Source organism: Rhodopila globiformis (assembly GCF_002937115.1).
Lineage (GTDB): Bacteria > Pseudomonadota > Alphaproteobacteria > Acetobacterales > Acetobacteraceae > Rhodopila > Rhodopila globiformis.
Genome location: NZ_NHRY01000266.1, coordinates 20,570 through 33,966, shown reverse-complemented (window position 1 = coordinate 33,966; position 13,397 = coordinate 20,570). Strand labels below are relative to the sequence as shown.

Below are 13,397 nucleotides of genomic sequence, written 5' to 3'. Positions count from 1 at the left end.
GGGAAAGATGCTGCAAGGTTGCGTCCGGGAGGAACGCCGATGACCCGCTTTGCCGCGATCGGTCTTGACCACCGCCATGTCTATGACATGACCGCCGGCCTTCTCGCCGCCGGCGCCGCGTGCGCCGGGCATGATCCGGAAACGACGGACCCGCGCGTGCTGGTCGGTTTCCGCAAGCGCTTTCCCGACGTGCCGGCGATCGAACGGGAGCGGCTGCTGGATGACCCGTCGATCGATTTCGTCGTACTGGCCGCGGTGCCGCGCGACCGGGCGGCGCTAGCGATCGAGGCGATGCGGCGCGGCAAGGACGTGATGGTGGACAAGCCCGGCGTGACGACGGCGGATCAGCTTGCCGCCGTGGAAGCGGCCGTGCGGGAAACCGGCCGGATCTGGTCGATCTGTCTGGGCCGGCTGACCTCGCCGGCGGTGCAGGCGGCGCTGGCCGTGGTCCGGTCCGGCGAGATCGGCCGCCTGGTCAGCCTGACCAGCCTGGCGCCGCATCGCCTGAACCGCGCGCTGCGCCCGGCCTGGTTCTTCGAGCGTGCGGCCTACGGCGGCATCATCAACGACATCGGCACGCACTCGATCGACCAGTTCCTCGCCTTCGCCGAGGCCAAGGGGGCGATGATGGACGCGACGATCCTGTCCAGCACCATCGGCGCCTTCGGCACCGAACCGCCGGGTTTCGAGGACTTCGCCGCGATCACCCTGCGCAGCGACACGATGCTCGGCTCGATCCGGCTCGACTGGTTCACGCCGGACGGGATGCCCGACTGGGGCGACGGGCGGCTGTTCCTCGTCGGCACCGACGGCACGCTGGAACTGCGCAAGAACCTGGATATCGAGGGCAGGGCAGGCGGCGAGCACATGTTCGTCGCCAACCGGCAGCGCACCCGCTACCAGGACTGCAGCGGGGTGCCGGTGACCTATTACCGGGACTTCCTGGACGACGTCCGCGACCGGGCCGGCCGGGTGTCCGAGGACGGCCGCGCCTTCTCGGTCTGCCGGCTGGCGCTGCGCTGCCAGCAGGAGGCAACACGATTCGCGCCGGTCAGGCGTCCCTGACGACGATCTCGGTCAGCCCCATGGCCAGCACGCGCCGCAGGTCGGGTTCCGCCAGCGCGATGCAGCCTTCGGTCGGCGCATAGTCGGGTTGGGCGATGTGGAGGAAGATCGCCGAGCCGCGGCCCGGCTGCACCGGCGAATCGTTCCATCCCAGCACGCCGATGATGTCGTACACCCTGTCCTCCCGCCACAACGCCTCGGCACTGGCGCCGATCGGCAGCCGGACCGGGCGGTTGTAGTCAGGATACCCGGGATCGTCGCACCAGCCATCATCCGGAGCGAGGAGCTGGACTGCGACGGCGCAGTGCGGCGCAAGGCCGCGATCGGGCCGGTACAGCACTTTCCGCAACGGCAGCACGCCAACCGGAGTCGCGCCGTCGCCCTCGTGCTTGTCCGCGCGCACGCCGCCGCGGCCGAGCGCCGCCCGGAAGGTTTCCGCATGGATCGTCAGCCAGCCGCCAGGAACAACAATGGCACGCATGAACGTCTCCGTCAGAGGAACGTGATGTGACCCGCGGATCGCTCTTTGCGCAAGCGTCCGCGGTTGCGCGTCCGGCGGCGGGCCTTACGCTGGTGCCATCACAATCTGGGGGAACACCATGGCCCGAGTCCCGTATCTGGAATCGTCCGACCTTGCGCCCGAGGACCAGGACCTGCTCAAGCGGCCGATCTGGCTGTTCAAGGCGCTGGTGAACTCACCTCAGGCGGCGCGGGCGTTCTCCGGCCTGGGCAGCTACATCCGCTATGGCAGCAAGCTCGATCCGCGGCTGCGGGAACTGGCCATCCTGCAGGTCGGCTGGCTGGCGCGGTCGCCCTATGAATGGTCGCACCATGTCAAGATCGGCCATGATTTCGGCGTCAGCGATGACGACATCCACGCGCTGATCGACGACACGGCCGGCAAGCCGACGCACCTCGACGAGCTGACCAAGGCCGTGCTGAGAGGGGCACGCGAGATGACAGCCGACGGGGCCATGGCCGAGACGACATTCGCGGCGCTGCGGGCCGAGCTGGGGAACGAGCAGGTGGTGGACCTGACGCTGACCATCGGCTTTTACAACGCGGTGGTCCGGGTGCTGGCAACGCTGCAGATCGACGTGGAGCCGGACTACAGGCCGTATCTGGAGCAGTTCCCGCTGCCTGCTTGAAGCGGACGTGGATCCGCCGGCGCGTGGCCGGTGGTCACGCTGCCTTGTCGCGCTGTTCCATAACACGTTCCCGCACATCAAGGATTTCTATACCAACTACGTTTCCGGCCGTATCGAAATCCAGCAGTATGCCGGGAGCAACCTCTTTCGTGGTCGCGGATGCTGTTCCCTCAGGGGCAAACCAGACGAACATCGCATCGGCCTCCGGATCATAACTCGTGCGCATCATGGTCGGGCATCTCTATCTGGGTGAGCGGTAATGACAATCATATCAGATCCCTCTTGCCGAAAGACAACCCGCAGGATCCGGCCGCCGAAATCAGTAATGGCTTTATAAGCACGCATCCGATCGGCATGACGCGGGTCAGTTTCAACCCAATCCGGCGTCTGAAGCGTCGCCTCTACCCACGCAATGGCGATATTCCGCGCTTGGATGGCTTCCGCCGCATGTCTGGTCAGTCGGATCATTGCCGTTGAGGAGGTATGTGCCCTGGCAACACTTTCCTGCGCCAAAGCTGTGGCGGTTTGAGCTTGGCGATGAGGGCGGATTGAGGCGGTTGAGATGCGGATCACGGGCGTCAGCCTCCTGAACGTCAGGTGTAGTTGCCGCCCGGCGAAACCCCAAGCCGGTTTGGTATCGAAGCCCTGATAGGTGTACTGGTCGAATGCAGTCAAGAAGATTCGAAAGGCTGCATGGCCAGACAGCCTGCGAGTCCCGGAACCTGGCCGAATAATGCTGCATGGTCAGGCGCGACCCTCCTGGCGGAGCCTGTTTTACTCGAATTGCTCCTCCTTTATCGCAGCGAGCCGGGAACTACCTCCACCCTTGACTGTCGGCAGGCGCGGGTCGTGGGCATCCTCCAACGACCGTTCCTCCATGGAAGTCGTGGGCGCCGTGTTCCTCTATCAGGTATCATGATAAGCCATTGATCGATAAACACTATCCATTCAAATAGGCTCGGCAAACTCATTCCATTCCAATACCATACTTGGCGTGAGACTCGTCGAGTGCAAACACGATGTCTCGAGGCAATTTGCCTGCGTGAAAAACTTCAATCTGCCGACTGAATTGCATTCGATGGTGCTCTGCCTCCTGGTGCGATGAAAAACCGTTTGTGAGCTTGTTCTGATCGTGCACTTCAGATCGCGCCTTCTTCCATAATGGGTCGATGAATGAGAGGGGTGTAGAACCTACCCAGGCGGTACGCCTGCTTCAAGCTGGGCCGTGATCTGGCGTGTATCCCATCCGACCGGCTTCCTACAAATTCCGATTCGCCCGCGCCACCACCGCCTCGAACAGCACCTGGCACCCGGCCTCCGCCTGCCCCGGCTCGATGCTTTCCTCCTCGTTGTGCGACAGTCCGTCCCTGCACGGCGTGAAGATCATCGCCGTCGGCACGTGCCGGGCGACATACACCGCGTCATGTCCGGCGCCGGAGACGATCTCCCGCGTGCTGTAGCCGAGTTTCGCCGCGCCCTGCCGCACCAGATCGACGCAGGACGGGTCGAACAGCTGCGCGGGGATCTTGAACAGCGTCGTCAATTCCAGCTTCACCCCGCATGCATCCGCGATCGACTGCGCCGCCGGCGGGAATTCCTGGTCCAGCTTATCGACCTCGGCGTCACTCGGATGGCGGAACTCGACCGAAAAACGCACCTCGCCGGGCACCACGTTGCGGCTGTTGGGGGAGACCAGCAACTGCCCGACCGTGCCGCGCCCATCCTCGCCGCGCGCCCGCATCATCCGGTCCACGAGGTCGATGATCCGGGCCGCGCAGACCAGGGCGTCCTTGCGCGCCGAGGGCGGCGTCGTGCCGGCGTGGCTGTCCCGGCCGATGGTCACCGCGTCGTACCAGACCATCGCCTGCGCCCCGGTGACAATGCCGATCGGCTTGTCTTCCCGCTCCAGGATCGGCCCCTGCTCGATGTGCAGCTCGAAATAGGCATCCGCCCGGAACGGCTTCGCCGGCTCGGTGCCGCGGTAGCCGATGGCATCCAGCGCGCTGCCGACCGTCGTGCCTTCGACGTCCGTCAGCGCACAGGCCTTGTCGAGCGTGAAGATCCCCGACCACACGCCCGAGCCCATCAGGCTGTGGCCGAAGCGGGAGCCTTCCTCGTCCGTCCAGTTGATCAGCTCCAGCGGCGCCTCGGTGACGATGCCCAGGTCGTTCAGGCTGCGCATCACCTCCAGCCCGCCCAGCACCCCCAGCGCGCCGTCGAATTTTCCGCCGCTCGGCTGGCTGTCGAGGTGGCTGCCGAACAGCACGGGCGCCCGGTTGGGATCGCGCCCCGGGCGGCGGGCGAACATGTTGCCGATGGCATCCACCCGCACTGTCAGGCCGAGCGCCTCGCACTCCGCCCGGAACCTGTCCCGCCCGCGCTTGTCGGTTTCGCTGAGGGTCAGGCGGCGCACGCCACCCTTGGGGGTGGCGCCGATCTCCGCGAAGCTCATCAGGCTGTCCCAGAGGCGCCTGCCGTCGATGCGTTGGTTCGTCTGTGCCATGCGGGCATCTTGCCCAGGCCCCGGCTTCCCGCAAGCCTGCGCCGGATGACATTCCCGACGATCAACCGCCCCGGCGACCTTGGCCGATCCGAGGTTCGGGAGGCCCGCGCCGCCTGCCCCGCCGCCGGGCGATGACGATGGGGAACGACATTGCTTTGCGAGCGGGCTTTTCCTGATGCACATGGGGCGCCGCCTGATCCTGCTCCTACGCATGTCCGCCGCGGCAACCGTGCAATATGCGGCGCGAAAGCGGACGGGACTGGCCCTGGCGGCATTTGGACAGTATCAAACGCCAACTTGACCGTGATGCCCTGGAGTATCGGCAGTGACCCGCCTTGTCCCCGTTGTTCTCGCCCTGCTGAGCTTCACCGGCTGTACGCTGATCGACCAGCGCACCTTTGCCCCGTCGCCCGAGGCCAAGGCGCAGCCGGCTCCCCCGCCGCCGCCCGTGGTGATCGACCGGCGGACCGCGCTGGTCACCATCGACTACACCATCCCGTCGCCCGACTACGCGCAGCTTCTGCATGCCGCGGTGCGCGCCGCCGAGTCCCGCGATCCGGAGGTGCAGTACGACGTCATCTCGGTCCTGAAGGATACAAGCGACGCCTCGCTGGGGCAGGAGCGCGCCACCGACGTCATGCGCGCCATCATGCGCGACCACGTGCCGGCGTCCCGCATCCATCTGGGCCTGCGCACCGACCCGGACCTGGCCGCCAGCCAGGTCCGTGTCTACGTCCGCTGACGACGACAGCGCCCGGCCGGATCCCGCGCCGAGGGCACCGCCCTGGTGCTGCACACCGCCCGCACCTGCGGCACCCGGGGCCTGCCCTGGCCGCAGGCGAAATACCTGCTGACCATGGCGCCGTCGTTTTCCATGCGCGCCTGCTGCCGACAGCCAGCGTTGCGAGGCAGGCGCGGCTTTGTTGGACCGGATCGACGCATGTCCTGACCCTTGCCGACTCATATCGATTCTGGCGCTTTCCCCGGCCGGAGGCTACGCTTCCACGCCGCGTTCCGACTCTGCGGCCTCGTGACACGACGGAGATGCTCAAATGCTGAACAGATCCATCCTACCGGGCCGTCGCAACGGTCTTCTGGGCGCCGTGGCGACCCTGGCCATCCTGCTGGGCGGCGCGGCCATGCCCGCGAGCGCGCAGATCCATATTGCCGTGGCCGGCCCAATGACCGGGGAATACGCGGCGTTCGGCGCGCAGCTGAAGGCGGGCGCCGAACAGGCGGTCGCGGACCTGAACAAGGCCGGCGGCGTGCTGGGCCAGCAGCTTGTGTTGGATACCGGCGACGACGCGTGCGACCCGAAGCAGGCGGTCTCGGTCGCCAACCAGCTTGCCTCCAAGGGCGTGAAGATGGTGGACGGGCATTTCTGCTCCGGCAGTTCGATCCCGGCCAGCAAGGTCTATTCCGAGGAAGGAATCCTGCAGATCTCGCCGGGTTCGACCAACCCCAAGTACACCGACGAGGGAAGCTGGAACACCTTCCGCGTCTGCGGCCGGGATGACAACCAGGGCAAGGTCGCCGGCGACTACCTGGCGACTCATTTCAAAGACGAGAAGATCGCCATCCTGAACGACAACTCCGCCTACGGCAGGGGCCTGGCGGATGAAACCATGAAGGCGCTGCACGCCAAGGGTGGCAAGGAGGTCCTGGCAACTGCCTATACACCAGGTGAAAAGGATTACTCCTCCCTCGTCAGCCGGCTGAAGCTGGCAGGCGTGACCGTGATCTATGTCGGCGGCTATCATACCGAGGCCGGCCTGATCATCCGCCAGGCCAAGGAGCAGGGTATGAAGGCCACCCTGGTCGGCGGCGATGCGCTGGTGACGAATGAGTTCTGGAACATCGCCGGCGATGCCGGCACCGGCACTCTGATGACCTTTCCGCCCGACCCGCGCCTGATGAAGAGCGCCGCCGACGTGGTGAAGGAGTTCAAGGCGAAGAACGTCGATCCGGAAGGCTACGTGCTGTATTCCTACGCCGCGGTCCAGGTCTGGGCGGACGCGGCCAAAAAGATCAAGAGCATCAACCCGAGAAAGGTCGCCGCGGCGCTCAAGGCAAGCGGCGACTGGCCGTCCGTCCTGGGCCCGATCAGCTTCGACAAGAAGGGCGACACGACCGGCGGCGGCTATGTGTTCTTCGTCTGGAAGAACGGCACCTACGCGCAGATGTAATCAAAGCGGCCCTACCATCGACCGCTTTCGTTCGGCAGGGCCGTTGGAGTGTTATACCAAGCGCCCGAAATTCTGACACTTCGGCACCGGCCTCTCATCGTCATGCCGGGCGCAGGCCCGGCATCCACGCCTTGTGCTGAAATCAGCGCAGAACAGCGTGGATGGTGGCCCTTCGGCCGCCATGACGGGAAGAGGCTGCCTGCCCCATTCCACGTTATTCTAACGCCAATGCGGCCTGCGCTGGCCATGCCGGGTGGGATCGTCTGTGCCGACGTGTCAGAATTTCGGGCGGTTGGTATTATCGGTTGCGCGCGGGCGCCCTGCCAACCCCGTGCGTATGGCAGGCATCTCTTCGGGCCGCTGGCATCACCACTCCGCCCGGGAATTCACGGGCGGGCGCCGCATCCCGATCGCAACCGATTGGGAACAAGCTTCCTGCCGCGGTTGATCATGGAATGATCAACTTTCGTAATGCTGCCTCCCAGCGGGGGAGTCGCAATACCGATATGGCCGAGAGAAAGCCAAACCAATCAATCTGTTATAACTGTAGCGTTCTCTTTGACGCCTGCAGTCACTTCTGCTACAGATCGAGTTGTCCGTTAGATCGGGCCTGGCCCTCCAGCCTGGCTGTCCAGGCACTGCAATCCACCGCAGACAAGGATCCACCTGATGGCTATGAGTGCACACCCCGCCGTGGTTCTCGCGCTGGGCAGCCTTCTCGCGTTTGCCGGACTCCAACCGGCCAGGGCTGCAGACGCGCAACCTGCCGGTGCCACGAACGAGCGCACCGTGATCAAGATGCCGCCCGATATGCGCGCCGAATTTCTTGACCACATGAGCCACCACATGGCTGCACTCAATGACGTCATTACCGCTGTTGCCAGTGGCAATTTCCAGCACGCGGCCCAGGTCGCCCGCGATAAGCTGGAGGTCGGCGCCGGCAAGGGGTTTGGCCGCTATCTGCCAATCAAATTCCGTGAAATGGGCTTGGCCATGCATCGTGCCGCCGGCGAATTCGCCACTGCGGCCGAAGCGGCCTCGGTACCCCCCAGCGCCGAAAACTGGAAGGTTGTTTCCGGCAAACTCGGGGAGATCTCGGCCCGGTGCCAGGCCTGCCATGCGACTTTCCGGGTCGAGTAAGCCTGGCACGCGAATAAATCGGCGAGAGGCGAAGCTCAACCACCAGTCTTTCGAAATACAGCAGACCGCAGCTCGGTTGGGACGGGACGACGTCGCGTGTTCATCGTCATGGCGGGCGCAGGCCCATAGGCGCTAAAATAGAGGCACAGCCGGCGCCACCGCTCTGTCGTCATGGCGGCCGCAGGGCCGCCATCCACGCCTTTCTGCCGCTTCAACACCGCCAGGCGAGGATGCCGGGCCTGTGCCCGGCATGACGGGATAGCAACGACAGCCGCTATTTCAACACCTATAGGGCGCAGGCCCGCCATCCACGCCTTTTGCCGATTTCAGCACCGCAAGACGTGGATGGCGGCCCTGCGGCCGCCATGACGACGGGACAGGCCGTCCGTGCGTCCCAACCGACCTGCGGCTTGCTGTGGCTTCGCCCGCTGATTTGCACGGACACCCGCAGTCCGGTGTCTCTGTCGGGCGGCTTGATTCGCGGATACCGTTGTCCCGGCAGGGGACTGCATCATGGAACAGGCGCGACGGCGTGGTTCATGATCCGGATCGGGAGCACGCACACTTCGTTCCGCTTGAGGGAATCCGGCACTCGTCCTGTGGCGTGACCCTGGCTTGCCGCCGACCGGCCCAAACGCCGTATCGTTTCACGGCGTCATTGAAACCTTGTGGTAGCCACGGCCGTAGTAGATCAGGCCTTCATGCGCCGTCCCGGTCCGCACTGCCTCCACCGAGCAGAAGAACACGTCGTGTGTGCCGACCTCGACGATCTGGTTGATGCGGCAGTCGAAGACAACAACGGCCTGGTCCAGCACCGGCGCGCCGGTTTCCAGCGTGCGCCAGGCGTAGCCGTCGAACCGTTCGTTCATCGTGTGCTGGGTCATGCCCGCAAAGATCGGTGACAGCCCCTCCTGCGCCGGCGTCAGCGTGTTCACGCACAGCACGCCGTTCTGCCGCATGGCCGGATAAGAGTCGTTCGTCCGGTTGGCGCACACCAGCAGGGTAGGCGGCGCATCGGTGACGCTGGTGACCGCGCTGGCGGTGAAGCCGGCCCGGCCGCCAGGCCCATCCGTGGTGACGACATTCACCGCGGCGCCCAGGCGGGCCATCGCCTCACGGTAAGCTTGCTTCTCCACAGGCACGACGTGCATCCTCCGCTTGTCCGTTCGGATTATGCAGCAGGTCCCCTCGCATGGCCAGACGACGTCCAGGAAAGCCACGGCCCGAAGCGGCCGATATCCCGGCCTTGTTCAGGCGCGGCATGTGCTGCGCCATCCTGCTTCTGCCCTTGTTGCTTGCACCGGCGAGAGCCCAGCAGGCTGTACCGCTGCCGCCCGGCAGCCGGATTACCATCCGGGTCTACGCCCTCGGCCTGATCCCGATGGACGGCCGGTTCGATCGCTTCCACGGCTGGTTGCGGTATGATCCGGCCAACCCGAAGGCATGCCAGGTCAGCGTGGAGATCGAGGCGGCCAGCCTGCAAACATCCCTCAGCATCGCCCGGGACACCGCCCTCGGCCCGCAGTTCATGGACGTGGCGCAGTTTCCCGAAATGGCCTTCCAGGGCGCCTGCCAGGGCGACGCCGTCGATGGCGACCTGCTGCTGCACGGCCAGACGCATCCCTTCAGCCTCACGCGCGAACCGAGCCGCGCCGGCGGAACCCTGGTGGCCAGCGGCCGTTTGCGCCGCGCGGACTGGGGGATCACCGCGCGCCGGTTCACCGTGGGATCGACGATCCGCATCCGGGTGGAAATCCCCATGAACGGGTCGCACACCTGATGCGCCTGCCACTCGCCCTGGTGCCGCTGCGCAACGGCACCTTCCGCAGCCTGTGGACCGCCAGCGTCATCGGCTGGCTGGGAACCTGGCTGCAGAACACCGGCGCCGGCTGGCTGATGACCACGCTGGCGCCCGAGCCGTTCATCGTCGCCATGGTGCAGGCGGCGACGATCATGCCGGTGTTCCTGCTCGCCCTGCCGGGCGGCGCGCTGGCCGACATCGTCGATCGCCGGGTCTATCTGCTCGGGACCCAGGCCTGGACCATCACGGCGGCCGGCCTGCTGGCGACCCTGACGGTGCTGCACCTGATGAGCGCCGGCTGGCTGCTGGCGCTGACCTTTGCCATCGGCATCGGCACGGCCCTGACCAACCCGGCCTGGGGCGCCATGGTGCCGGAGCTCGTCCCGCGCGAGGACCTGGTGCAGGCCATTGCCCTGAACGGCATCGGCTTCAACCTGACCCGCGCCGTCGGCCCCGCCATAGCCGGGTTGCTGATCGTCATTGGCGGCGCCAGCCTCGCGTTCTCGATGTACGCGCTGTCGATCGTCGCCGTGATAGCGGCGGTGGCCGTGTGGAAGCGCGAGCGCCGCTTCACCGGCCTGCCGCGTGAGCATTTCCTGTCGGCGATCCGCGCCGGCGTGCGCTTCGTCCGCAACACGCCGGCCGTCCGGGCGGCGATGGTGCGCACGGCGGCCTACGCGCTTCCGGCCTCCGCGCCGTGGGCGCTGCTGCCGCTGTTCGTCCGCCGTGACCTGGGCCTCGGCCCGGGCATGTACGGCCTGATCCTGGGCATGATGGGCATCGGCGGCGTGACCTCCGGCATGCTGCTGCCGATGGTGCGCGGCAGGCTGTCGCGCGGGGCGACAGTAATGGGCTGCACCGTGCTGTCGTGCCTTGGCATGGCCGTCGTCGGCGCGTCGCGCCACTGGATCCCGGTGTCGCTGGGCATGCTGCTGTTCGGCCTGGGATGGACGTCGGCCTTCGCCACCATCCAGGCGGCGGCGCAGCTTGTCTGTCCCTCCTGGGTGCGGGCCCGCGCCTTGTCGATCTACCAGCTTGCCCAGAACGGCGCGCTGACCATCGGCTCGTTCTGCTGGGGCTGGGTTGGCGGTTCCATCGGCCTGGCCGACACCTTCCTGGCCGCCGCGATCGTCGGCCTGGTACTGATGCTGGTCGTCCGCTTCTTCAGTATCGAAGCGATCGTGCGGGAGCCGGCGCCCGCCGCCGCCGAACCGGCGCCAAGGCCCGAAGCGCCGGCGCCGGAGCTGGCGCCGCTGCTGCGCAGCATCCGCGGGCGGATCATGGAGATGGCCTATTACCGCGTCGATCCGCTGCAACGCTCGGATTTCCTGCGCCTGATGAACGAGGTCCATCAGATCCGCGGCCGGGCCGGCGCCGTGTTCTGGCAGGTTTACGAGGACGTCGCGCATCCCGAGGAATGGGTCGAGGTCTGGACCGTGGAGAGCTGGACCGACCATCTGCGCGAAGCGATGCGCCTGTCCGATGAGGACAAGCGGGTGCTGACCGCGCTGGCGGTCTTTCAGTACGACGCTCACCGGCCCACCCGCTACCTGGCGGTGGATCCGCATGAACATCTCCTGGCGCACCAGCCTCCGCCCCCCAGGCCGGAGCGGTTGTCAATCGGCCCGGCCGGCGAGGCCCAGGCCTGAGTTCCTTGAGGGGCAAGCGGCAGCGCCGGCGCCACGACGACGGAAGATGAGTGGACCGTCCATTGCCCCATCGTCATGGCCGGGTTTGTCCCGGCCATCTACCCCCCGCCGTTGAAGCGCGGGTGGCCGGGACAAGCCCGCCCCCTATCGCCCGACCCCTATCGATGGAGATACGACCTTGCGCCGTATGCATATTGGCGCTGGCGGATTTCACTTCGTATACGTGATAGTTTGTTTCGCCATCCTGCTGCGCACGGATGTCTTGCACTCCGACGTCTTGCCGGCGGCCCTGCCTGCCGGATCGGCACAAATGTAACTGAAAGCCCTGCCCGGATCACCGCAGTTGTGATCACAACCGCCGCCAGCCCGCTCCGTTCATGCTTTGCCGGATTAATACGTCCGGCATTGATGAAGGAGGAATTCAATGGCTCAGCAACCACACTCCGGAAACCCCGGCAATTTTGCCGAAGACCGGGAGAAGGCCTCGCGAGCCGGATCAATCGGCGGCCAGCATAGTTCCGGGAACTTTGCCCACGACCGCGAGCGTGCATCCGAGGCAGGCCGGAAAGGCGGCCAGGCCAGCCATGGCGGTCATTCGCAGTCCAGCGAACACCGCTCCGAGCCGGGCTCATCGCAGGGCGGCGGCGCGGAACATAATCCCGGCAACTTTGCGGAAGATCGCGAAAAGGCGTCCGCAGCGGGCGCAAAGGGCGGCCATGCCAGCCATAGCGGCTCAGGCGGCAGCCACTCCGGGTCCGAGAGTGCCGAGCATCGGCCAGGCAACTTCGCCGAGGATCGTGAAAAGGCATCCGAGGCAGGACGCAAAGGCGGCCATGCCTCTCACTGACGCCGGTCCATCCAGGAGGTCGATATGAGCGATCATGCAGACGACGTATCAGCGCTACGGCTGGCGCGAGCGACTTTTGCCAGTCCCGATCAAATGCAGGATGCGGTCAGCAAATTGGCCATGTCGGGCTTCGACCGTGCGGACATGAGCCTGCCGACGGAAAACGTCGCCTCGGGTCATGGCGGCAGCCTCGCCGAGGCGTCGAAGCCTGCTTCGACGGAGGAGGACGCCCGGCAGGCGCGAATTCTCGGCGCCAGCACGGCTGGTTCGGCTGCCGCCCTGGCCGCGGCCGGGATCACGATCGCGACCGGAGGTGCTGCGGCTCCCGCCGTTGCGGCTGCCGTGCTTGCCGGTGGCGCGGTCGGCGGCGCGACCTTCGCAGTACACGAAGCAGCCGACAAGAACGAACAGCATACCCGTGAGGCTCAGGCTGCCGCCGGCGACCTGGTGCTGACGGTGCATGCGAAAACGCCGGAGAAGCAGCAGGAAGCCGCGTCGATCCTGCGGGACGCCGGCGCCACGAATGTCGAAACAATCGGATAGGAGGCCGTAATGGCCGCAGCGAAAGGCTCTGACGAACTGATCCTGAGTTTCGTCCAGGACATTTATTACGCGGAACGGCAGATTCTGAAGACCCTGCCGAAAATGGCGAAGGCCGCGGCAAGCTCCGAACTCAAGGAGGCCTTCACCCAGCATCGCGAGGAAACCCAGGGACAGGTGGAGCGCCTGCAGAAGGTCTTCGAGGCGCTTGGCAAGCGGGCTCGTGGAGTCACCTGCGAGGCGATCAACGGCCTGATCGAGGAAGGCGAGGAAGTCATTGAGGACTTCCCCGAAGGCAGTGTCCGCGACGCCGGCCTTGCCGCCTGCGCGCAGGCGATCGAGCACTACGAGATGGCCCGCTATGGCGCCCTGATTGCCTGGGCCAAAAGCGCGGGCCGGACGGAAGTCGCTTCGCTTCTCGAGGAAACGCTGGCTGAGGAAAAGAAGGCTGATGCTCTGCTGAACCAGTTGGCCAACAAGAGCATCAATCCGCAGGCTTTCAAGCGAGTTGCGTAATG

15 protein-coding genes are annotated in these 13,397 nt (G+C 65.8%); 10 read left to right on the top strand and 5 right to left on the bottom strand.

Translation table 11 applies throughout. The features are described 5' to 3' along the window. Positions 1-39: 39 nt before the first annotated feature. Positions 40-1,065: a Gfo/Idh/MocA family protein gene (locus tag CCS01_RS29390; RefSeq protein ID WP_104522329.1), complete on the top strand. Its 1,026-nt coding sequence runs from the start codon at positions 40-42 to the stop codon at positions 1,063-1,065. Here the strand turns inward: CCS01_RS29390 and CCS01_RS29385 are convergent. Then, positions 1,052-1,546 carry a L,D-transpeptidase family protein gene (locus tag CCS01_RS29385; protein WP_104522328.1) on the bottom strand — a complete coding sequence of 165 codons (495 nt, stop codon included), beginning with the start codon at positions 1,544-1,546 and terminating at the stop codon, positions 1,052-1,054. The genes CCS01_RS29390 and CCS01_RS29385 overlap by 14 nt on opposite strands. A gap of 118 nt (positions 1,547-1,664) precedes the next feature. Between CCS01_RS29385 and CCS01_RS29380 the strand changes: the two genes are divergently transcribed. After that, complete coding sequence (locus CCS01_RS29380) at positions 1,665-2,213, top strand: carboxymuconolactone decarboxylase family protein (protein WP_104522327.1); 549 nt, start codon at positions 1,665-1,667, stop codon at positions 2,211-2,213. A 34-nt stretch (positions 2,214-2,247) separates the two neighbouring features. On the opposite strand, the gene CCS01_RS29375 is transcribed toward CCS01_RS29380, so the two are convergent. From CCS01_RS29375 to CCS01_RS29365, 3 genes are all read right to left on the bottom strand, one after another. Next, positions 2,248-2,442, bottom strand: coding sequence for a DUF2283 domain-containing protein (locus CCS01_RS29375; protein ID WP_104522326.1), 195 nt, complete (start codon positions 2,440-2,442; stop codon positions 2,248-2,250). Beyond that, positions 2,439-2,888 (bottom strand): DUF4258 domain-containing protein, encoded by a 450-nt coding sequence (locus CCS01_RS35560; protein WP_239992452.1) that lies wholly within the window; start codon positions 2,886-2,888, stop codon positions 2,439-2,441. Before CCS01_RS35560 ends, CCS01_RS29375 begins: the two co-directional genes overlap by 4 nt. 583 nt (positions 2,889-3,471) lie before the next feature. Continuing rightward, complete coding sequence (locus CCS01_RS29365) at positions 3,472-4,716, bottom strand: Zn-dependent hydrolase (RefSeq protein WP_104522324.1); 1,245 nt, start codon at positions 4,714-4,716, stop codon at positions 3,472-3,474. Positions 4,717-5,041: 325 nt separating this feature from the next. Here CCS01_RS29365 and CCS01_RS29360 point away from each other — a divergent pair, with 325 nt between their 5' ends. From CCS01_RS29360 to CCS01_RS29350, 3 genes are all read left to right on the top strand, one after another. Then, positions 5,042-5,458: a hypothetical protein gene (locus CCS01_RS29360; RefSeq protein ID WP_104522323.1), complete on the top strand. Its 417-nt coding sequence runs from the start codon at positions 5,042-5,044 to the stop codon at positions 5,456-5,458. Between the two features lie 310 nt (positions 5,459-5,768). Further along, a complete protein-coding gene (locus CCS01_RS29355) occupies positions 5,769-6,902 on the top strand; it encodes a branched-chain amino acid ABC transporter substrate-binding protein (protein WP_104522322.1) in 1,134 nt (377 codons plus the stop codon). A 669-nt stretch (positions 6,903-7,571) separates the two neighbouring features. Further along, complete coding sequence (locus CCS01_RS29350) at positions 7,572-8,042, top strand: hypothetical protein (protein WP_104522321.1); 471 nt, start codon at positions 7,572-7,574, stop codon at positions 8,040-8,042. 647 nt (positions 8,043-8,689) lie between these two features. On the opposite strand, the gene CCS01_RS29345 is transcribed toward CCS01_RS29350, so the two are convergent. Continuing rightward, positions 8,690-9,193 carry a flavin reductase gene (locus CCS01_RS29345; protein ID WP_104522320.1) on the bottom strand — a complete coding sequence of 168 codons (504 nt, stop codon included), beginning with the start codon at positions 9,191-9,193 and terminating at the stop codon, positions 8,690-8,692. Between the two features lie 41 nt (positions 9,194-9,234). Here CCS01_RS29345 and CCS01_RS29340 point away from each other — a divergent pair, with 41 nt between their 5' ends. The 5 genes from CCS01_RS29340 (at position 9,235) to CCS01_RS29320 (ending at position 13,395) form a co-directional block, all read left to right on the top strand. Beyond that, entirely contained in the window at positions 9,235-9,822 is a 588-nt protein-coding gene (locus CCS01_RS29340; protein WP_104522319.1) for a YceI family protein, read from the top strand. Beyond that, a complete protein-coding gene (locus tag CCS01_RS29335) occupies positions 9,822-11,492 on the top strand; it encodes an MFS transporter (protein ID WP_104522318.1) in 1,671 nt (556 codons plus the stop codon). Before CCS01_RS29340 ends, CCS01_RS29335 begins: the two co-directional genes overlap by 1 nt. 424 nt (positions 11,493-11,916) lie before the next feature. Beyond that, positions 11,917-12,339, top strand: a complete 423-nt coding sequence (locus CCS01_RS36275; protein ID WP_104522317.1) for a con-10 family general stress protein — start codon at positions 11,917-11,919, stop codon at positions 12,337-12,339. Between the two features lie 93 nt (positions 12,340-12,432). Then, positions 12,433-12,882, top strand: coding sequence for a hypothetical protein (locus tag CCS01_RS29325; protein ID WP_104522316.1), 450 nt, complete (start codon positions 12,433-12,435; stop codon positions 12,880-12,882). Positions 12,883-12,891: 9 nt separating this feature from the next. Continuing rightward, positions 12,892-13,395, top strand: a complete 504-nt coding sequence (locus CCS01_RS29320; protein WP_104522315.1) for a YciE/YciF ferroxidase family protein — start codon at positions 12,892-12,894, stop codon at positions 13,393-13,395. Positions 13,396-13,397 lie beyond the last annotated feature (2 nt).